The organism is Bradyrhizobium sp. USDA 4516 (assembly GCF_054055915.1).
Genome location: NZ_JBSRXT010000001.1, coordinates 6,313,140 through 6,332,674, shown reverse-complemented (window position 1 = coordinate 6,332,674; position 19,535 = coordinate 6,313,140). Strand labels below are relative to the sequence as shown.

The window sequence follows — 19,535 nt, the reverse complement described above, 5'->3', positions numbered from 1 at the left end:
ATGAGCACGTTTCGCTCGATCGTCTTCTCGTCGGTCATTGCCGGATTCATCGTCGGCCTGATCGTCACGGCGGTCCAGCAATTCGGCACCGTTCCCCTGATCCTCAGGGCCGAGGTCTACGAGAAGGCGGCCACGCACAAGCACGAAGCCGCCGCGCCACCGCAGGTGATCCTCGTCCATGATCATGCGGATCATGATCATGGCGCGGAGGCCTGGGAGCCGCGCGACGGTTTGGAACGCAACGTCTATACCGCGGGGGCAAACATCCTGACCGCGATCGGTTTTGCGCTTCTGCTCTGCGGCTTCCTCGCGGTTCGCAGCGGCGCGACCGGCGAGCGGATCTCGTGGCATGAAGGCTTGATGTGGGGCCTCGCCGGTTTCGCCGTCTTCACCATTGCTCCGGGCCTTGGACTGCCGCCTGAATTGCCGGGGGTCCCCACCGCTCCATTGCTCTCGCGCCAGATCTGGTGGGTGACGGCGGTGCTGGCGACCGCAGCCGGCCTCGGGCTGATCGTGTTCCGGCGCTCGATGCCGGCCGCCATTGCCGGCGTGGTCCTGATCATGCTGCCGCATCTGATCGGCGCGCCCGAGCTGGAGCACGTCGAGACCAACGTGCCTTCGTCGCTGTCGCACCAGTTCATGGTCGCCGTCACGCTGACCAGTCTGGTGTTCTGGTCGCTGCTGGGCAGCCTGACGAGCGCCGCATTCGCCTATTTCGACCAGCCGAACTCATCCGCTCGCGGGTGACAGCCGCTGCCTGAAAAACGCCAGGATCTCATCGCGGGCCACGATGGTCGGCTGGCCGGCCTCGTCGATCAGATGCACAGTCACGACGCTGTGCGGTGTCGTGACGAAATTCCGGAAGAACGGCGGCACATCGCGGTTCGCCGCGCTGTCGGGAAGCACTCGCCCAATGAAGCGGTCGCCGAGTGCCTCGCGATAGGCCGCAAAGCGCTGCGCCATGCAGAACTTGTCGCCCTCAAAGCGATAGGCCAGCACGGTCAGGTCTTCGCGTTCCAACCGCTCGCGGACCGCCTTGACCTCCTCCGGCGCGATCTCGATGCCCGCCGGATCGTTCAATGGCAATGACGGCTGCGAAAGCACCGGCGCCAGCATCGACGGCTCCAGCATCATGGTGAGCGCGAAATTGCCGGTAAAGCACATCCCGATGGCCCCGACACCGGGACCGCCGCATTCACCATGGGCAAATCGCGCCAGCGCGCGTAGCCATTGCGTCACGGGACTCGACCGGTTTGCGGCCATCGCGCGAAACTCCGCGCTGACGCAGGCGCGCTGAAACACCGCGGCGCCCTCCTCTGCGCTCGCGACAGCGCCGTCACGGCCGAACAGCGACGGCATATAGACGGTGAAGCCGGCATCGCGAACCCAGCGGGCGAAGCGCGCCACATGCGGGCTGATGCCCGGCATCTCCGCCATCACGATCACCGCAGGACCTGCGCCGCCAACATGGACGGTCTTGCCGGCCCCATCGAGGGTAATCTGGCGGCGCTCGAAATCCTCGAGCGGATCGTCCTGGGTCATCGGCCGGTTCGGCATCGGCGGTCCTCCTGATCGAGATCGGCAGCGTCTCGGCGTCAGAGTTGCGATTTTCCGGCCCGGCAGCTAGTGTCAAAAATGACATTGATCGCGGATTTTATGACATGACCAGGATTGCGGTTGTCGAGATCGACGGCTGCCTCGCGTCAGCGGCCGCCATCACCCACGACGTGCTGGCCACCGCCAACCGGATCAGTACGACGAAGCGCACACGCTTCGAGGTGACGACGCTGCGTTATGGGCCGAGGCGGCGCGCCGCCCGATTGCGCAGCGCCGACCTCGTCATCGTTCCCGGGCTCGGCTCGGCATCGGCCGGTGAGCTGGAGCGGAAGCTGGCGACACCGGCATGTCGGCACGCCCGTGACATGCTGGTCACGGCGTTCGCGAGCGGCGCGATGCTCGCCGCGTCCTGCGCCAGCAGCTTCCTGCTCGCGGAGACCGGCCTGCTGGACGGCAAGCGAGCGACCACGACATGGTGGTTCGCGCCGCTGTTTCGGCAACGCTATCCGAATGTCGAGCTGATGACGGAGCGGATGGTGGTCGCCGACTGGCCGATCGCAACCGCCGGCGCGGCGATGGCGCAAATGGACCTGATGCTTGCGGTGATCACGCGTCTCGGCAGCCCGGCGCTGGCCAAGGGCTGCGCCAATTACCTGCTGCTTGGCGAGCGGCATTCGCAGGCGCCGTTCATGGCGATCAATTATCTTGCCAGCCAGGACCCCAAGGTCGCCAGGGCCGAGAAATGGGTGCGCAGTAACATCGCGCGCGACTTCACGATCGGGGACGTTGCCGCTGCCGTCGCGCTGACGCCGCGGACATTTGCCAGACGGCTCGAGGCGATCTGCGGCGTGTCGCCCATTCAATTCGTGCAACGCATCAGGATCGAGACGGCTCGGTCGTTGCTCGAGACCACGCGCCTGTCGGTCGAAGAGATCGCGGGCAAGGTTGGATATGCCGAGCCCTCGACCCTCCGCCGGCTGATCCGGCGCGAAACACGGCATTCGCCGCGGCATTTCCGTTCAGGCGGTTGATCCGCAACGACGCCACATCCGCGATGAAATCATCACGCCGACAGCCACGCGAAGGCGCGGCGCAAGAATGCCGGCGCATCCTTTTCGACGGGCGTGCCATGGGCTTCCACTCGCGAGGAACAAATGATGCAGCGAGTTGGGCGCCACGATGTGCCTGACCTGGCCGAGTGCGTCGACGCCGGCCTGCATTTGCTCGGTCAACCGGACCGGCGACCAGATGAAAAGGGCACCGTCCGCCAGCCTGACGATGGCCATCCGGGTCGGATAATGAAACCCGGCGACCGCAAGGTTCGGTCCCCCGGCAATCCAGATGTCGTGCCCGAACTGCTGCAATACCGCCATTCGCGATGAACCTTGACCGTCGGGCTCCGCATCCAACCCCGCACGCTGCCGCCGGCGTTGCGGGTTCATTTACCATGCCCGGCGTGACAGGCCGCGGACAAGGGGCAATGTCGATCATCGGTTCCGATTGCGCCGCGGCCAATTGCAACGATCGGGTTTACGCAACCTTAGACGATTTGATCCAAATGTTGCGCGTGCACGACGCGAATGGGATGAAGCGGCCGATGTCGCAGAAGTCGGACCTCGAGGGACACAGGCTGGCCTTCGCTGATGACGCCGCGCGTCACCTCGCAGCGGATGACGCAGGTCGTGGCGCTGTGATGCCGCGCGCGACCATCAGCCCAACCTCGAATACGTCCACAGGTCAGCCGCCGGTGGCAATCGCGCATTCACGGCAGTCCGGCGCGGGCGTGCTGGTCTCCGCGCTGCGTGAGGCCGACTGGCTCACGGCTGACCGTGTCACCGCCTTCACCCGCGTATTTCTCGTCCTGTTCATCGCCTGCATCGCGATCATCCCATGGGCCACGCCGACAATGGAAGTCGGCCATGATTTCGCGGCGTTCTGGACCGCGGCAAAGCTCGCGCTCGAAGGCCGCGCCGGCGACGCCTATGGCGACGCAGGCCGCGCCGCTGTAGCCGCCGTGCTCGGTCAGAACACCTACGCACCGTTCTTCTATCCGCCGACGTCGCTGCTGTTCTGGATGCCCTTCGCACTGGTTTCCTTTGCAACGGCGGCCGTCGTCTGGATCTTCGCGACCGGCGCCGCCTATGCAGTCGCGGTGAGAGCCATGCTCGAGCGCGGCTCCGTCGTTCCAGCGCTCGCCTTTCCCGCCGTGTGGGTGTGCGCGCTATTCGGACAGAATTCGCTGTTCTCGGCGGCTCTGCTCGGCGGATCGGCCGCCACGCTGGACCGCTACCCGGTGATCGCCGGCGCGCTGCTCGGGTGCTTCAGCTACAAGCCGCAGATCGCCCTGCTTGCGCCGCTGGTGCTGATCCTGACGCGGCGCTGGCGCGCGCTGGCTGCTGCGGCCGCAACGACGCTCGTGCTTGTGCTGGCGGCCACCGCCTTCTTCGGGATCGACCCGTGGATCAAGTTTGTTGCCGTTCTGCCGGAGGCAAGCGCCTGGAGCCTCGGCGGCGGACCCGGTTTCGAGAAGTTCGCCAGCCCCTATGCCGCGGTCAGGCTGGCCGGCGGATCCAGCAGCACGGCCTGGCTCGTCCAGGTGACCGCGGCCGCGATCGCGATCGCCGTCCTGATCCTGGTGCTGCGAAAACGTCCCGGCGGCGCCGCCGAGATCGCGCTGATGGTGGCGATGACCGGCCTGTGCGTACCATCGCTCGGCAACTATGAGGTCGTGATCCTGGCGATCCCGGGCGCGTGGCTGATCGCGCAGGCGCTTGCGCAGGGTTGGCTGCCCTATGAACGCATCGCCGTCGCGGCGCTTTATTTGACGCCATTCGCCATGGTGCCTGCGGGCGCCAACGGCCTGCAACTGGCACCGATCGCCGCTGCGGCAGTTGCCATCCTTGTCGTGCGCCGCATCAGGCATCTGCCACTCCCGGATGCTCCGGCCGAAATCGCCAATCACTGATTTGCCCGACGTGGCAAGTCCCTTTGCGAAGACTCGAGGCGGACGGCGAAATCGTGCAGGCCTGACGCCCTAAGCGAAGGTATGACCCACAAACGACGACCCATATTGGGTGTCGTCCCTGCGAAAGCACTAGTGCATCTACACGTTTGTCGGGCCATTTGCGAGGATTTGGAAGCGGGCCATTCCGGTGTGGAAGGTGATTGGTCCAGGTGGACGGTGGGAGGCGTAGCCGGTCCATCCGCCGAGTTTTGCGATGATCCATGCCGCCCAAGCAAGAGTGTTGGGGCGATGGTGGTTTTTCTGAAGCTCGGTGCGACCTTTCATGGTTTTGTTGATGGCCCTGAGCGTCTCGATCTCTTCTGCGGTGAAGACAAATTCAGCCGGCAATTCTTCGCTACTGTTGCGGGCCTGAACGAGTTGAATGACGATACATGCCGCTCTGGTGGCGACCGCCACGAGCTTGATCAGGCCTTCGGCGCTCTCGATCTGACTATCCTCGATGCGCAAACCCTGGCTCTTCAGCGAGCGAAAGAGTTGCTCAATGATCCAGCGCTGGCGGTACCAGGAGACGATCTGCCAGGCGTCTTTAGCGGTGGCGACCGGATGAGTGGTCAGGAGCAGCCAGCGAATGGGCTCCGCACCTCTCGGCGGATGCAACTCGACCACTTCTACGAAGCTGAGTTTGATGCCCTCCGCCAAGTCGGTGACGCCGGGCCTCTGCGGCCGCTTGAGCACGACGGTTCCGAAGCGCATCGAGAGATGGGCCTGCCGGCCGCGCCGATCCATTCGCTGCGGCAGATCGATCACCGCGTTGTCGCAGAAGCGGCTCCGCTCGACCGCCTGATAAAGTGTGTCGCCATCGACCAGCGCATGGTCGTGCATGGCACGCGACAGAAGATGGACATTCTCAGCTGGCGTCAGCGCCCAGTGAGCAAAGAAATCCCCCTCGCGGTCGTTGACGACGGTGATCATGCGGGCATCTGCCAGGACGTCGCGGCCTTGCTCGGCGGCCGTCACCCAGCGCGCCGACTCCTTGTCGGCCAAGGCGCGCCGCTCATGCGGGATTTTTACCTTGCCTTTGCGCGTCCAAACGTTGCCGCCAGTAAGGCCAAGACAGACCCCGCTGTCGGCATCCACCGCCATCATCGCATGCAACAGCACGCCGCGAGCATTGCCCTTGCCGACTTTGCCCAGCCCGCGCCGCCGTCCCGCCTGGGTCTGGAACTTGACCTCGCTCGTATCCTGGATCGCCAGCACATGACGCCCGCTGACCGCAGTCCGCGTCTGCGTGCTCCAGCCCTCAATCAATTTATCGATCGTGACTTGGGGGTTGTTCACAAACCGCCAGAACGCCATATTGGCAGCCCAATCGCCCCGGGCCATCTGGCGCAAGCAGACGCTGCGCGTGCAAAGCATAGCCCGGAGAAGCGTCGCCCCCTTTTGTCGAGACGAACGTCCCCGAACTCACCCAAAGACAAATCCGGCTGCATCGCTGGCGCTCCTTCGAATCAAAGCGCCAGTGAGAGAATCATACAACATGCTGCAGAGACGCCACTTCTTGCTGCACCGAGTCAATCTGTCGCGCCCCAAAACCGTGTAGACACGCTAGTGCGAAAGCAGGGACCCATAACCACAAATGCTGATTGTTGAACGATGCTGGGACGACGAGTCCCGTTCCCAACACCCGCCGCGGGGTATGGGTCCCTGCTTTCGCAGGGACGACACAAGCTGTTTGGCAGTTGAATCCGAAAACCAATGTGGCCCATAACCGCCAGCAACGTGACGAACCGCACCTTCTGCTTCTATCTAGCCGGCATCAGGATCGCCTCTCGCGCCGCGTGCCAGCTCGCCTCATCGGGTGCGCACAGCAAGCCGCCGGTCAGATTGACCGGCCGGTAGGGTGATCCGTCGAAATGCGCGCTGTAGCCGCCGGCCTCGCGATGCAACAGCCAGCCCGCGGCATGATCCCACGGCATCAGCTTGTTGTAGAACAGCAGGTGGCAATGTCCGGACGCTGCCATGCGATATTCATGCGCGGCGCATCTGAGCCAGGCGCTGCCGCCGAGCCTGGAAAGATTGCCGGCGACAATCGTGCGCAGCGGCTCGGGCAGGAAATTGACGCCGACGATCGCATCCATCTGCTTGACCGGCACGGCGGGAGCCACTTTCAGGTCATGCCGCCGGCCGTCCGGCATCGCGAGCCAGGCGCCCTCGCCGCGCAGCGCGAATGCGGTGTCGTTGCTGACCGGATCATGGATCGCGCCGAGCACGATCTCGCCGCGCATGGTGGCCGCCACCATGGTGCCGAACAGCGGCAAGCTCGAGGTGAAGTTCCGCGTGCCGTCGATCGGATCGATGATGAAGGCAAGCTCCGCGGTTCCGACCTGATCGAGCGCGGCCGGATCACGCGCGGTGCCCTCCTCGCCGATCACAACCGCATTCGGAAACGCCCGCAGCAGCGCCGCCGATATCGCCTGCTCGGCAAGCTCATCGGCTTCGGTGACGACGTCGAATGCCGATGTCTTGGTGCGGACCTCGATCTCCCGCACGCGGCGGAACCGCGGCATGATCTCGCTGCGGCCGACTTCGGCAAGGATGGCTCCGATATCAAGCGCGTCGGCATGGGACAGTTTCACGCGGCATTCTCCTGCGTTGCGCCGGCATCCTATCGTGGAATTGCGACTGCGTGGCGGTCAGCGGCGCTGGTTGTAGACATCGATGCAGACGGCGCCCAGCAGGACGAGGCCCTTGATCACTTGCTGATAATCGATGCCGATACCGAGGATCGACATGCCGTTGTTCATCACGCCCATGATCATGGCACCGACCACCGCGCCACCGACCCGGCCGACGCCGCCATAGGCCGACGCACCGCCGATGAAGCAGGCGGCGATCACATCGAGCTCGAAGCCGAGGCCGGCCTTCGGCGTCGCGATGTTGAGCCGGGCTGCGAACACCAGCCCGGCGAGCGCGGCCAGCACGCCCATGTTGACGAAGGTGAAGAAGGTGAGCCGTTCGGTCTTGACGCCCGACAGTTTCGCCGCCTTGGCGTTGCCGCCCACCGCGTAGATCTGCCGCCCGATCACCGTCCGCCGCGTGACGAAGCCATAGAGCGCGATCAGGACGGTCATGATGACGAGCACGTTGGGCAGGCCGCGATGCGAGGCGATCAGATAGGTGAAGTAGAGCACCGCGCCCGCCAGCGCGATGCTCTTGACGATAAAGAACGCATAGGGCTCGACGGCGATGCCGTGCGCCTGCTCGCGCGCCCGGCTCCTGGCGGTCGCCAGCACCAGGACAAACGCCAGGACGATGCCGATCGCGAGCGACGTCGGATAGAGCGTGCCGGCGCTCGGGAACAGCTCGGGGATGAAGCCCGACGACAGCTTCTGGAAGGTCGGCGGGAACGGCCCGACCGACTGGCCCTGCAGGACCGCAAGCGCGAGGCCCTTGAACACCAGCATGCCCGCCAGCGTCACGATGAAGGACGGAATGCCGAAATAGGCCACCCAGTAGCCCTGGGCCGCGCCGATCGCGGCGCCGACCAAGAGGCAGGCGACGAAGGCGATCGGGTAGCTGACATGGTAGCGCACCATCAGCACCGCCGCGACGGCACCGACGAAGCCCGCGACCGAGCCGACCGAAAGATCGATATGCCCGGTGACGATCACCAGCAGCATGCCGAGCGCCATGATGACGATGTAGCTGTTCTGCAGCACGAGATTGGTGAGGTTGAGCGGCTGCAACAGCGTGCCGTCGGTCACGATCTCGAAGAACAGCATGATCGCGAGCAGCGACAGCAGCATGCCGTAGTTGCGCAGATTGTTCTTGATGAAGCCGGAATGCCTGGGGGCCTCGGGAAGTGATACCGTCTTGTCGGTCATGGTGCCCCTCCTCCGGCGCGTGCCGCCCTTTCGTCGGCGCCGCGTCCGGACATTCTGTCATTGCGCATGATGGCGCGCATGATCTTCTCCTGCGTCGCATCGTGGCCTGCGAACTCGCCGACGAAGGCGCCGTCATTCATCACGCAGATCCGGTCGCAGATGCCGAGCAGCTCGGGCATCTCCGAGGAGATCACCACGACGCCCCTGCCGGCCTCCGCCAGCTCGTTGATAATGGAGTAGATCTCGTATTTCGCCCCGACGTCGATCCCGCGCGTCGGTTCGTCCAGCAGCAGCACCCTCGGATCGGTCATCAGCCATTTCGACAGCACGACCTTCTGCTGGTTGCCGCCCGAGAGGTCGCCGGTCGCCTGGTAGACGTCGGAGCAGCGGATCCGCATCCGGGTGCGGTAGTCGCTCGCGGCCTTCAGCTCGGCGACATCGTCGATCACGCCGCGATCCGACACCTGGCGCAGGCTCGCCACCGTCACGTTCTTGCGGACGTCGGCGGCAAGGATCAGCCCGAGCTGCTTGCGGTCTTCGGTGACATAGGCGATGCCGGCATCGATCGCGGCCGGCACGCTGGACAGATCGGCCTCGCGTCCATCGAGGCGGACCTTGCCGGAGACGTTGGTGCCCCAGGCGCGGCCGAACAGGCTCATGGCGAACTCGGTGCGGCCGGCGCCCATCAGGCCGGCGATGCCGACCACCTCGCCGCGCCGCAGCGTGAAGTCGACGTTCTTGATCACCTGCCGCTCGGTATGCAGCGGGTGATACACTGACCAGTTCTCCACCGTCATCACGGGTTCGCCGATCTCCGCCTTCCGCTCGGGAAAACGATGCGCCAGATCGCGGTCGACCATGCTGCGGATGATGCGGTCCTCCTCGATGCGCTCGGTGCGGCAGTCGATGCTGTCGACGGTGCGGCCGTCGCGCAGCACCGTGATGCGGTCGGCGACCCGCGCAACCTCGTTCAGCTTGTGCGAGATCAGGATCGAGGCGATGCCCTGCTCGCGGAAGGCCAGGAGACGCTCGAGCAAGGCGGCGCTGTCGGCCTCGTTGAGACTGGCGGTCGGCTCGTCGAGGATCAGGAGGCGCACCCGCTTGGACAGGGCCTTGGCGATCTCCACGAGCTGCTGCTTGCCGACGCCGAGGTCGGTGATCAGCGTGTCCGGCGGCTCCCGCAAGCCGACCTGCGCCAACAGTTCGGCGGTCCGCCGATGCACCGCGTTGCGGTCGATGACGCCGAACCGCGACGGCGGATGCGACAGAAAGATGTTCTCGGCAATCGACATCAGCGGGATCAGCGCCAGCTCCTGATGGATGATGATGATCCCGAGCGCCTCGCTGTCGTTGATGTCGCGGAAGCGCCGCTCCTCGCCGTCGAACACGATCGATCCATCGTAGCTGCCGGCCGGATAGACTCCGCTCAAGACCTTCATCAAGGTCGACTTGCCGGCGCCGTTTTCGCCGACCAGCGCATGGATCTGCCCAGCCTCGACGGTGAAGCTGACGTCGCGCAACGCCTGCACGCCGGCAAAGCTCTTGCTGACGCCGCGCATCTCAAGCATTGCCGTCATCGGATCATGTCCTGCAGCGTCAATCGCCCCCGGCCCGGCTCGCCGCCGCTTGCCCGGCGATCCGCCCTGAAGCCTATTCAGTTCCGATTAAATCGGAACGGGGCTCCAGATTCTAGTTTTGACGCGTTTTCCTCACGCGAACCGGTACCCGCTTCGCTCGAAAACGCTCTAGTCGAATTGCGAGCGCTTGTAATAGCCGCTGTCAATCAGGACTTTCTCCCAATTGGTCTTATCCACCACGACCGGCTTGAGGAGATAGGACGGAACCACCTTGACCCCGTTGTTGTAGGTCTTGGTGTCGTTGATGCTGACCTCCTTCTTGCTCAGCACAGCGTCGACCATGTCGGCGGTGACCTTGGCGAGGTCGCGGGTGTCCTTGAAGATGGTCGAATATTGCTCGCCGCGCAGCATCGCCTTGATCGAGGGGACTTCGGCATCCTGCCCGCTGATGTACGGCATCGGCTGGTCCTTGCTGCCGTAGCCGACGCTCTTCAGCGAGGAGATGATGCCGATCGACAGGCCGTCATAGGGCGACAGCACCGCGTCGACGCGCTTCTTGCCGTAGAACGCACTGAGCAGGTTGTCCATCCGGGCCTGCGCGGTCGCACCGTCCCAGCGCAGCGTCGCAACCTTGTTCATGCCCGTCTGGCCGCTGCCGACCACGAGCTTGCCGCTGTCGATATAGGGCTTCAACACCGACATCGCGCCGTCGTAGAAGAAGTACGCGTTGTTGTCGTCGGGCGAGCCGCCGAACAGCTCGATGTTGAAGGGCCCCTTGCCCTCCTTGAGCCCGAGCGCGTTCTCGATCGACTGGGCTTGCAGCACACCGACCTGGAAATTGTCGAAGGTCGCGTAATAGTCGACGCTGGGGGTGTCGCGGATCAGGCGGTCATAGGCGATCACCGTGATGCCCTGTGCCTTGGCCTGCTTCAGGACATCGGACAAGGTGGTGCCGTCGATGGCCGCGATGACCAGCACCTTGGCGCCCTTGGTCACCATGTTCTCGACCTGGGAGAGCTGGTTCGGAATGTCGTCTTCGGCATATTGCAGATCGGTGCCGTAGCCGCGCTCCTTCAGCACCTTGACCATGTTGTTGCCGTCGTCGATCCAGCGTGCCGAGGACTTGGTCGGCATCGCGATGCCGATGGTCGGCTTGCTTTGGGCGAGCGCGTCGCGATCCGACACCGTCGCGGCAAGGCCGGCCAGCGCAAGCGCGAACAAGGTGGTCTTCAATTTGAACATGCTTCACTCCCTTGCTTTTTTGAGTTGGGATTCCAGTTGCCGTGGACAGCATCAATCGACGGCGATCGCTCGTGGGCCGGCCTCAGATTCTACGGCGATGTCGGATCGGCGCCGGGACCGTCACGAACCGAAATTGCGGAATGTCGATCGTACCCGTCAACAGCGCCAATGCTCGCTACGCATGGTCGGTCATGTCGATCCCGCAATGCCGGGTTCAGCCGCGAGCCATGTCGTTGGACGAACGAGGCGCAGGAATGACGTGGAGGATCATGAGGCGCCGGTCTCCCGGAATCGTTGGCGAGCGCCAGCGTCCGACAGGACGTCTGGCGGTGCGCTGCCGTTTTCTGCACCCTTTGGTTGATGTTGCCGCTGCAATGTGGACGCAAGCGCCGACTGGCCATTTATTTAATTATCCGAATAAATTGATCGGAGACGCGGAGGGTCGCAGGGGTACTGTCCGGAATCGCTGGCAAGTCCCATCGCCTCCCAGGTGGTGCAGCACCGCTTCTGGTAACCTTTGGCCGGATTGTGCCTTCACCCTGCTATGGATGCAAGCGCCATTTATTTCATCATCTGAATAAATTGGCCTGAGCTGCCGGCCGGCGGCAGCGATCTTCAGGCGTCGATGTCAGAGAGATCGTCAACAACCAGCAATGCCTCGGTGAAATCGTCGTCGCTGAAATAGGTGCTGCGGGTGATGACCACGGGGATGCCGGCGCGCGCCGCGGCGGCGAGGCCGTTGCCGGAATCCTCGATTGCGACGCAATCTCCCGGCCCGAGCCCGAGCCGGGTCAGGACCTCGGTGTAGACGTCAGGCGCCGGCTTCTTCCGCGGCACGTCGTCGCCGGCAACGATCGCCTCGAACTGATCGGCCCAGTCCAGCCCCAGCGAAATCGAAAGCAGCGCATCGATATTGCCGTGCGAGGTGGTCGTTGCGATCGCCAGGCGCTGGCCGCGGCTGCGCGCGCCGGCGAGCCAGGCCCTGACACCCGGCCGCAATGGGCAGCCGCCCGAGGCAATCAGCGCGGCGTAGCGCGCGGTCTTGATCCTGTGCAGGTCGGCGATCTCGGCGAATGTAAGCATTGGGACCGCGTTGCGCTGGTCGAAGGCGCGGATGCGCTCCTTGCCTCCGGCCACCCGAAGCAGCCGCGCATAAGTGACCTGGTCCCAGAACCAATCGAGGCCGGCTTCGGCAAAGGCTTCATTGAAGGCGCGGCGGTGCACCTCCTCGGTTTCGGCAAGCGTACCGTCGACATCGAAGATCAGGGCGCGGGCGCTCGCGATGATGTCGCGCATCCCGGCGGACCGGATCACGGCGAGCGCCTCGTTCATCGTCCCTCGCCCGGCGCACCGGCGCCTTTGACGAACACCCGGCTAGCGAGCACGTCGCCGGCCTCGATCGACATCACGTCGTCGGCGGTGAGCGTGCGGTCGAGCTTCGCCACGATCCGGTTGGCCTGGCGCAGCCGGATGCGATCGAGCGCATTGCGGATCGAGCGTGCATTGGAGAACAGCGGCTGTTCTTTGCGCACGGCGATGTAACGGATGAAGGCCTCGCGGGCTTCCGGAGAGAACCGATAATTCTGTTGCTGCAACATCAGCTCGGCGATCCAGAGCAACTCGCCGTCCGAATAGTCCGGGAAATCGATGTGATGCGCGATGCGGGAGCGGAAGCCTGGATTGCTCTGGAAAAATTTCTCCATGCGGTCGCCATAGCCGGCCAGGATCACCACCAGATCCTCGCGCTGCTGCTCCATCACCTGGAGCAGGATCTCGATCGCCTCCTGCCCGTAGTCGCGCTCGTTTTCGGGGCGATAGAGGTAGTAGGCCTCGTCGATGAACAGCACGCCGCCCATCGCCTTCTTCAATATCTCTTTCGTCTTCGGCGCGGTGTGGCCGATATATTGGCCGACGAGGTCGTCGCGCGTGACGCTGATGACGTGGCCGCGGCGCACGAAGCCGAGCTTGTGCAGGATGCCGGCCATCCGCAGCGCGACCGTGGTCTTGCCGGTGCCGGGGTTGCCGGTGAACGACATGTGCAGGGTCGGAAACGTCGTCGCCAGCGCCATCTTCTGCCTGATGCGTTCGACCAGCAGCAGCGAGGCGATCTCGCGGATGCGGGTCTTCACCGGCTTCAGGCCGATCAATTCGGAATCGAGCTGGTCGAGCACGTCGCCGATGCCGAGGTCGGCGAATTCATGGCGAAGGTCGATGGTCTCGAGCGGGGTCTCGCGGATTTGTTCGCTGATCTGTTCTTGCGCTTGCGTCATTGTCCTCTCGCCTGGAAAAGCTCCGTCGCCGCGGCGGCGACGACGGAGAAGTGCATCCGGACCAGGACGGTCGAGGGAGCAACCCGCCTGGTTTGCAAGCCGGACGCGGTCAATGATCGGTGTAGCGTTCGCCTTCGGGGCGGCCCGCTGCATAGGAATGGGTCGCGTACCGCAGATTGCGTCCGGCCGCCTCCTGGCGGTCTAGCCGGAAGCCTGGCTCCGCCTGCGGCCGGCTGACGATGAAGGAGATGCGAACCGACTCCCAGCCCGGGCTGGAATCAAAGCCGGAGATCCGGATATAGCGGTCGCCATAGACCCGCCGGCAGTCGGCGAGCTCCTTCATGATGCCCGCCGCGTCGCGCAGGTCGAACATCGGCAGGCCCCACATGTCCCAATAGGTGTTCCGGGGATGCGGATCGTCGGTGAACTCGATGTTCACCGCCCAACCCTTGTCGAGGCAGTATTGCACCTGCGCGGCGATCTGCTCGTCGGTGAGATCGGGCAGGAACGAGAAGCAGCCTTGGGTAACGCGCATGAGTATCTCCTCTCAGACCGCCATGCTCGGCGTGGGAACGAAATCGGGGGCGTCGGTCGACTCGTAGTTGAAGGTGACGTCCTTCCAGACGTCGAGCGCCTCGCGCAGCGGCGTGCAGGTCTGCGCCGCCTTGGCCAGGATCTCCGGCCCCTCATGGACGTAGTCGCGCCCCTCGTTGCGGGCGAGGATCATGGCTTCCAGCGCGACGCGGTTGGCGGTGGCGCCGGCCTGGATGCCGCGGGGATGGCCGATGGTGCCGCCGCCGAACTGCAGCACGACGTCCTCGCCGAGCAGATCGAGCAGCTGGTGCATCTGGCCGGCATGAATGCCGCCGGAGGCCACCGGCATGAGTTTGTTGAGGCTCGCCCAGTTCTGGTCGAAGAACACGCCGTGCTCCAGGTGCAACGGATTGAAGTCCTCGCGGCAGATGTCGTAATAGCCGCGGGTGGTGTTCGGATCGCCCTCGAGCTTGCCGACCACCGTGCCGGCATGGATGTGATCGACGCCGGCGAGCCGCATCCATTTCGCGATCACGCGGAACGAGACGCCGTGGCTGCGCTGCCGCGTGTAGGTCGAGTGGCCGGCGCGATGCAGATGCAGGATCATGTTGTTCCGACGCGCCCACTTCGCCATCGACTGGATCGCGGTGTAGCCGATCACAAGGTCGATCATGACGATGTTGGAGCCGAGCTCGTGGGCAAACTCCGCGCGCTCGTACATGTCCTCCATGGTCGCCGCGGTGACGTTGAGATAGGTCCCCTTGATCTCGCCGGTCGCGGCCTGCGCGCGGTTGACCGCCTCCATGCAGTAAAGGAAGCGCTCGCGCCAGTGCATGAAGGGCTGCGAGTTGATGTTCTCGTCGTCCTTGGTGAAATCGAGCCCGCCTTTCAAGGCTTCATAAACAACGCGGCCATAGTTGCGGCCGGACAGGCCGAGCTTCGGCTTCACGGTGGCGCCGAGCAACGGACGGCCGAACTTGTCGAGCCGCTCGCGCTCCACCACGATGCCGGTCGCGGGGCCCTGGAATGTCTTCACATAGGCGGTCGGCAGCCGCATGTCCTCGAGCCGCAGCGCCTTCAGCGGCTTGAAGCCGAACACATTGCCGATGATCGAGGCGGTCAGGTTCGAGATCGAGCCCGGCTCGAACAGGTCGAGGTCATAGGCGATGTAGGCGAAGTAGCTGCCCGGCGAATTCGGCACCGGATCGACGCGGTAGCACTTCGCCCGGTATTTCTCCGCGGCCGTCAGCCGGTCGGTCCACACCACGGTCCAGGTCGCGGTCGAGGATTCGCCCGCCACCGCCGCGCAGGCTTCGGTCGGATCGACGCCATCCTGCGGCGTGACGCGGAACAAGGCGATGACGTCGGTGTCCTTGGGCTCGTAGTTCGGCTCCCAATAGCCCATCCGCTTGTATTCCATCACGCCGGACTTGTAGCGATCCTTGCCGCGCACCGTGATCGACTGCTGTATATTCATCGAAATCTCCTGTGGTTCGTCGCCATTTGCTCAGGCGGCCTGGGTCATCTTTCCAATTTGCGGATCGAGCGCGCCGGCGCGATAGCGGCGGGCCATCTCCGGCAGTGCAACCACCTTGATCCGGGCGGCATTGCCGGCCGTGCCGAATTGCTCGAAGCGGTCACGGCAGAGTTCGCGAAGCGAATCCATCGCGGGCTTCAGGAATTTGCGCGGATCGAACTCGCTCTTCGATTGGACGGCGACCTTGCGGAAGGCCGCCGCCATCGCCAGGCGGCAATCGGTGTCGATATTGACCTTGCGTACCCCGTGCTTGATGCCGCGGACGATCTCCTCGACCGGGACGCCCCAGGTCTGCGGCATCTCGCCGCCGAACTGGTTGAACATGTCCTGCAGCGGCTGCGGCACCGAGGACGAGCCGTGCATCACCAGATGCGTGTTCGGCAGGCGGCTGTGGATCTCCTCGACCACGCGCATCGCCAGGATCTCGCCGTCGGGCCGCCGCGTGAACTTGTAGGCGCCGTGCGAGGTGCCCATCGCGATCGCGAGCGCATCGACCTTGGTGGCGCGGACGAAATCGACCGCCTGGTCCGGATCGGTGAGCAGCTGATCATGACTCAGCTTGCCCTCGACGCCATGGCCGTCCTCCTGCTCGCCGCCGCCATGCTCGAGCGAGCCGAGCACGCCGAGCTCGCCTTCGACCGACGCGCCGACCCAGTGCGCCATCTCGACGACCCTGCGGGTGATATCGACATTGTAGTCGTAGTCGGCTGCGGTCTTGGCGTCGGCCTTGAGCGAGCCGTCCATCATGACGGAGGTGAAGCCGTAGCGGATCGCGGTGGCGCAGGTCGCCTCTTCATTGCCGTGATCGAGATGCAGGCAGAGCGGAATCTGCGGATGCATCTCCTCGAGCGCGTCGATCATCTTCGCCAGCATGATGTCGTTGGCATAGGAGCGCGCGCCGCGCGAGGCCTGGATGATGACAGGTGCATCGCAGGAAGCCGCCGCCTCCATGATGGCGAGTCCCTGCTCCATATTGTTGATGTTGAAGGCCGGAACGCCATAGCCGCGTTCGGCGGCGTGGTCCAGCAACTGCCTCAGGGTTATCCGCGCCATGGTGGCGTCCTCCTTTCAATTCGCTCGTTGAATGAGCTGTTTTGCTGCAGCAGCGATTGCCGCGGGCGTGATGCCGAATTCGCGGTAGAGCACGTCGGCCGGCGCGGAAGCGCCGAAGCCGGCCATGCCGACGAATGCACCGTCGTCTCCGAGCCAACGCGTCCAGTCGCCCTCGACCGCAGCCTCCACGCCGACGCGCGGGGCGCTGCCCAGCACCTGGGCGCGATAGTCGCTCGGCTGCTGGCGGAACAGGTCGAAGCACGGGGCCGAGACGACCGCGGCCTGTACCCCGTCTTCCGCCAGCAGCTTTGCGGCTTCGAGCGCGATCGCCACCTCCGAACCCGTTGCAATCAGGGTGACGTCACGCGCGAAGGCCGGCTCGACCAGAACGTAGGCGCCGAGCGCGACCTGGTTGTCCTTGCTGCCGTCGCGAACCGTCGGCAGCGCCTGCCGCGACAGGCAGAGGATCGACGGCGAGGTCTCTGCCTTCAGCGCGCAGTCCCACGCTTCCGCGGTCTCGACCGCATCGGCCGGACGGAACACCAGGACGTTTGGGATCGCGCGCAGCGCCGCCAGATGCTCGACCGGCTGATGGGTCGGCCCGTCCTCGCCGAGCCCGATCGAGTCATGGGTCATCACATGGACGACGCGGATCCCCATCAGCGCAGCAAGGCGGATCGCCGGCCGGCTGTAATCGGCAAAGCTGAGGAAGGTGCCGCCATAGGGAATGAACCCGCCGTGCAGGGCGATGCCGTTCATCGCCGCGGCCATGCCGTGTTCGCGAATGCCGTAGTGGATGTAGCTGCCGTCGAGCGTTTCCGGCCGCACCGAAACCTGCGACTTCGCCAGCGTCAGATTGGAGTGCGTGAGGTCGGCCGAGCCGCCCAGCAAATTGGGCAACGCATCCGCGATCACGTCGATGACCTGCTGCGAAGCCTGTCGCGTGGCGAGCTTCGGCCGCTCGGTCGCGAACCGCTCCAGCAGCTTTGCCATCGCCTCGGCATAGGCGCAGGGCAATTTCCGGTTCAGCGCGTCATGGAACGGAGACCGCTCGGCCCTGTCGCCTTTGCAGGCGCTGCGCGAACGCTCGATCCAGGCCCGCCGCGCGTCGCGGCCCCGGCCGCCGAGCTCGCGCCACTCCGCCTGCACCGCATCGGGGATTTCGAATGCCGGATACGGCCAGCGCAGCGCGGCACGGGTCTTCGCCACCTCATCGGCACCGAGCGGCGCGCCATGCACCTTTTCGCTACCCTGCCGGTTCGGCGCACCGAACCCGATCACCGTCCGGCAGGCGATCAACGACGGACGATCGCTCGATCGCGCCTGCCTGATCGCCGCGGTAATCGCCTGCGGATCGTGGCCGTCGATGCGGTTGACGTTCCAGCCGCTGGCCTTGAACCGCGCTGCCTGGTCGTCCGAACAGGACAGCGACGTGACGCCGTCGATCGAGATATGATTGTCGTCGAACAGCACGATCAAGCGGTTCAGCCGCAAATGGCCGGCCAGCGAGATCGCCTCATGGCTGATGCCTTCCATCAGGCAGCCATCGCCGGCGATCACATAGGTGTAGTGGTCGACGAGGTCGTCGCCGAAGCGCGCGTTCATCAGCCGTTCGGCAAGCGCCATGCCGACCGCGGTCGCAACCCCCTGCCCGAGCGGCCCGGTCGTGGTCTCGACACCCGGGGTGTGGCCGTACTCGGGATGGCCCGGGGTCTTCGATCCCCACTGCCGGAATGCCTTGAGCTGATCGAGCGTCATGCTCTCGTAGCCCGTCAGATAGAGCAGCGCGTAGAGCAGCATCGAGCCGTGCCCCGCCGACAGCACGAAGCGGTCGCGGTCGGGCCAAGCCGGATCGGCCGGGTCGAACTTCAGGAACTCAGTGAACAGCACGGTCGCGACATCGGCCATGCCCATCGGCATGCCGGGGTGGCCGGATTTCGCCTGCTCGACCGCGTCAACGGCGAGGAAGCGGATGGCGTTCGCCATCTCGTCGTGGCTGATTTCGGGGCGGCTGGCAACGGACGCAAGTGCGGTCATATCGTTCGCCTCTTTCGTTCGATCAGTTGCAGGATCAGCGGGGTCAGGATGAGCTGCATCGCGAGGTCGAGCTTGGCGCCGTGCACCACGATCGAATTGGCGCGCGACATGAAGCTGTTCGGGATCATCGAGAGCAGATAGGGGAAGTCGATGCCGCGCGGGTTCTTCAAGCGGATCACGACCATCGATTCATCCGGCGTCGGGATCCAGCGCGCGATGAAAGGGTTCGACGTATCGACGGTCGGCACGCGCTGGAAGTTGATGTCGGTCTCGGTGAATTGCGGACAGATGTAGTTCACGTAGTCCGGCATGCGGCGCAGGATGGTGTCGGTCACCGCCTCGGTGGAGTAGCCGCGATGGCTGCGGTCGCGATGCAGCTTCTGAATCCATTCGAGGTTGATGACCGGCACGACGCCGATCTTGAGGTCGGCATGCTGCGCGACATTCACCTTGTCGGTGACCACGGCGCCGTGCAGGCCCTCGTAGAACAGGAGATCGGAATTCTCCGGCAGCGCCTCCCATGCGGTGAAGGTGCCGGGCTTGGCGCCGTAGAGCCGCGCCTCCTCCTCGTCGTGCACGTAGTGCCGCGTGGTTCCGGTGCCGGTCTCGGCATAGTCGCTGAACAGCTTCTCCAGCTCCTCGAACAAATTGGTCTCGGGGCTGAAATGGCTGAAGTGCTTGTTGCCGTGCTCGGCCCTCTCCGCCATCAGGCTGCGCATCTCGGCGCGGTCGTAGCGGTGGAACGCGTCGCCCTCGATATAGGCGGCGACCACGTTCTCGCGGCGGAAGATGTTCTCGAACGTCTTCTTCACCGAGGTGGTGCCGGCCCCGGAGGAGCCGGTGATCGAGATGATGGGATGTCGACGTGACATGCGGTCC

General features: G+C 64.6%; 17 protein-coding genes. 3 read left to right on the top strand and 14 right to left on the bottom strand.

Annotated features, from left to right (window positions below; all coding sequences use genetic code 11):
* Window positions 1-747 carry a CbtA family protein gene (locus ACVI1L_RS28790; protein WP_456784430.1) on the top strand — a complete coding sequence of 249 codons (747 nt, stop codon included), beginning with the start codon at window positions 1-3 and terminating at the stop codon, window positions 745-747.
* On the opposite strand, the gene ACVI1L_RS28785 is transcribed toward ACVI1L_RS28790, so the two are convergent.
* Window positions 730-1,557 carry a dienelactone hydrolase family protein gene (locus tag ACVI1L_RS28785; protein WP_456784429.1) on the bottom strand — a complete coding sequence of 276 codons (828 nt, stop codon included), beginning with the start codon at window positions 1,555-1,557 and terminating at the stop codon, window positions 730-732. The two genes, ACVI1L_RS28790 and ACVI1L_RS28785, sit on opposite strands and share 18 nt — an antisense overlap.
* A gap of 104 nt (window positions 1,558-1,661) precedes the next feature.
* Between ACVI1L_RS28785 and ACVI1L_RS28780 the strand changes: the two genes are divergently transcribed.
* Window positions 1,662-2,588 carry a GlxA family transcriptional regulator gene (locus tag ACVI1L_RS28780; protein ID WP_456784428.1) on the top strand — a complete coding sequence of 309 codons (927 nt, stop codon included), beginning with the start codon at window positions 1,662-1,664 and terminating at the stop codon, window positions 2,586-2,588.
* On the opposite strand, the gene ACVI1L_RS28775 is transcribed toward ACVI1L_RS28780, so the two are convergent.
* Entirely contained in the window at window positions 2,577-2,999 is a 423-nt protein-coding gene (locus ACVI1L_RS28775) for a hypothetical protein (protein WP_456784427.1), read from the bottom strand. The genes ACVI1L_RS28780 and ACVI1L_RS28775 overlap by 12 nt on opposite strands.
* A gap of 155 nt (window positions 3,000-3,154) precedes the next feature.
* Here ACVI1L_RS28775 and ACVI1L_RS28770 point away from each other — a divergent pair, with 155 nt between their 5' ends.
* Window positions 3,155-4,522: a glycosyltransferase family 87 protein gene (locus tag ACVI1L_RS28770; RefSeq protein WP_456784426.1), complete on the top strand. Its 1,368-nt coding sequence runs from the start codon at window positions 3,155-3,157 to the stop codon at window positions 4,520-4,522.
* Between the two features lie 138 nt (window positions 4,523-4,660).
* On the opposite strand, the gene ACVI1L_RS28765 is transcribed toward ACVI1L_RS28770, so the two are convergent.
* The 12 genes from ACVI1L_RS28765 to ACVI1L_RS28710 form a co-directional block, all read right to left on the bottom strand.
* Window positions 4,661-5,905, bottom strand: a complete 1,245-nt coding sequence (locus ACVI1L_RS28765; RefSeq protein ID WP_456785621.1) for an IS4 family transposase — start codon at window positions 5,903-5,905, stop codon at window positions 4,661-4,663.
* 419 nt (window positions 5,906-6,324) lie between these two features.
* Complete coding sequence (locus tag ACVI1L_RS28760) at window positions 6,325-7,158, bottom strand: inositol monophosphatase family protein (protein ID WP_456784425.1); 834 nt, start codon at window positions 7,156-7,158, stop codon at window positions 6,325-6,327.
* A gap of 57 nt (window positions 7,159-7,215) precedes the next feature.
* Window positions 7,216-8,406: a multiple monosaccharide ABC transporter permease gene (gene mmsB / locus ACVI1L_RS28755; protein ID WP_456784424.1), complete on the bottom strand. Its 1,191-nt coding sequence runs from the start codon at window positions 8,404-8,406 to the stop codon at window positions 7,216-7,218.
* The gene (mmsA, locus tag ACVI1L_RS28750) at window positions 8,403-9,983 is read right to left on the bottom strand and encodes a multiple monosaccharide ABC transporter ATP-binding protein (protein ID WP_057015878.1); all 1,581 of its coding nucleotides are present in this window, start codon (window positions 9,981-9,983) and stop codon (window positions 8,403-8,405) included. Before mmsA ends, mmsB begins: the two co-directional genes overlap by 4 nt.
* 168 nt (window positions 9,984-10,151) lie before the next feature.
* Window positions 10,152-11,225, bottom strand: a complete 1,074-nt coding sequence (gene chvE, locus ACVI1L_RS28745) for a multiple monosaccharide ABC transporter substrate-binding protein (protein ID WP_456784423.1) — start codon at window positions 11,223-11,225, stop codon at window positions 10,152-10,154.
* 615 nt (window positions 11,226-11,840) lie between these two features.
* Window positions 11,841-12,557: an HAD family hydrolase gene (locus tag ACVI1L_RS28740; protein WP_456784422.1), complete on the bottom strand. Its 717-nt coding sequence runs from the start codon at window positions 12,555-12,557 to the stop codon at window positions 11,841-11,843.
* Window positions 12,554-13,495, bottom strand: coding sequence for a CbbX protein (gene cbbX, locus ACVI1L_RS28735; protein WP_057015875.1), 942 nt, complete (start codon window positions 13,493-13,495; stop codon window positions 12,554-12,556). Before cbbX ends, ACVI1L_RS28740 begins: the two co-directional genes overlap by 4 nt.
* Before the next feature lie 109 nt (window positions 13,496-13,604).
* Window positions 13,605-14,030: a ribulose bisphosphate carboxylase small subunit gene (locus ACVI1L_RS28730; protein WP_456784421.1), complete on the bottom strand. Its 426-nt coding sequence runs from the start codon at window positions 14,028-14,030 to the stop codon at window positions 13,605-13,607.
* A gap of 12 nt (window positions 14,031-14,042) precedes the next feature.
* The gene (locus tag ACVI1L_RS28725; RefSeq protein WP_057015873.1) at window positions 14,043-15,506 is read right to left on the bottom strand and encodes a form I ribulose bisphosphate carboxylase large subunit; all 1,464 of its coding nucleotides are present in this window, start codon (window positions 15,504-15,506) and stop codon (window positions 14,043-14,045) included.
* A gap of 30 nt (window positions 15,507-15,536) precedes the next feature.
* Window positions 15,537-16,619: a class II fructose-bisphosphate aldolase gene (gene fba, locus ACVI1L_RS28720; RefSeq protein WP_456784420.1), complete on the bottom strand. Its 1,083-nt coding sequence runs from the start codon at window positions 16,617-16,619 to the stop codon at window positions 15,537-15,539.
* Window positions 16,620-16,634: 15 nt separating this feature from the next.
* Window positions 16,635-18,656 (bottom strand): transketolase, encoded by a 2,022-nt coding sequence (gene tkt, locus ACVI1L_RS28715; RefSeq protein ID WP_456784419.1) that lies wholly within the window; start codon window positions 18,654-18,656, stop codon window positions 16,635-16,637.
* Complete coding sequence (locus ACVI1L_RS28710) at window positions 18,653-19,528, bottom strand: phosphoribulokinase (protein ID WP_057015938.1); 876 nt, start codon at window positions 19,526-19,528, stop codon at window positions 18,653-18,655. Before ACVI1L_RS28710 ends, tkt begins: the two co-directional genes overlap by 4 nt.
* Window positions 19,529-19,535: the final 7 nt, after the last annotated feature.

What these genes read in the sequence shown, in the direction of transcription:
- ACVI1L_RS28710 (WP_057015938.1), bottom strand. Translation starts at nt 19,528, where the DNA reads ATGTCACGTCGACATCCCATCATCTCGATCACCGGCTCCTCCGGGGCC.
- cbbX (WP_057015875.1), bottom strand. Translation starts at nt 13,495, where the DNA reads ATGACGCAAGCGCAAGAACAGATCAGCGAACAAATCCGCGAGACCCCG.
- tkt (WP_456784419.1), bottom strand. Translation starts at nt 18,656, where the DNA reads ATGACCGCACTTGCGTCCGTTGCCAGCCGCCCCGAAATCAGCCACGAC.
- ACVI1L_RS28790 (WP_456784430.1), top strand. Translation starts at nt 1, where the DNA reads ATGAGCACGTTTCGCTCGATCGTCTTCTCGTCGGTCATTGCCGGATTC.
- mmsA (WP_057015878.1), bottom strand. Translation starts at nt 9,983, where the DNA reads ATGACGGCAATGCTTGAGATGCGCGGCGTCAGCAAGAGCTTTGCCGGC.
- ACVI1L_RS28740 (WP_456784422.1), bottom strand. Translation starts at nt 12,557, where the DNA reads ATGAACGAGGCGCTCGCCGTGATCCGGTCCGCCGGGATGCGCGACATC.
- ACVI1L_RS28730 (WP_456784421.1), bottom strand. Translation starts at nt 14,030, where the DNA reads ATGCGCGTTACCCAAGGCTGCTTCTCGTTCCTGCCCGATCTCACCGAC.
- mmsB (WP_456784424.1), bottom strand. Translation starts at nt 8,406, where the DNA reads ATGACCGACAAGACGGTATCACTTCCCGAGGCCCCCAGGCATTCCGGC.
- ACVI1L_RS28770 (WP_456784426.1), top strand. Translation starts at nt 3,155, where the DNA reads ATGTCGCAGAAGTCGGACCTCGAGGGACACAGGCTGGCCTTCGCTGAT.
- ACVI1L_RS28785 (WP_456784429.1), bottom strand. Translation starts at nt 1,557, where the DNA reads ATGCCGAACCGGCCGATGACCCAGGACGATCCGCTCGAGGATTTCGAG.
- ACVI1L_RS28765 (WP_456785621.1), bottom strand. Translation starts at nt 5,905, where the DNA reads ATGGCCCGGGGCGATTGGGCTGCCAATATGGCGTTCTGGCGGTTTGTG.
- ACVI1L_RS28780 (WP_456784428.1), top strand. Translation starts at nt 1,662, where the DNA reads ATGACCAGGATTGCGGTTGTCGAGATCGACGGCTGCCTCGCGTCAGCG.
- chvE (WP_456784423.1), bottom strand. Translation starts at nt 11,225, where the DNA reads ATGTTCAAATTGAAGACCACCTTGTTCGCGCTTGCGCTGGCCGGCCTT.
- ACVI1L_RS28775 (WP_456784427.1), bottom strand. Translation starts at nt 2,999, where the DNA reads ATGAACCCGCAACGCCGGCGGCAGCGTGCGGGGTTGGATGCGGAGCCC.
- fba (WP_456784420.1), bottom strand. Translation starts at nt 16,619, where the DNA reads ATGGCGCGGATAACCCTGAGGCAGTTGCTGGACCACGCCGCCGAACGC.
- ACVI1L_RS28725 (WP_057015873.1), bottom strand. Translation starts at nt 15,506, where the DNA reads ATGAATATACAGCAGTCGATCACGGTGCGCGGCAAGGATCGCTACAAG.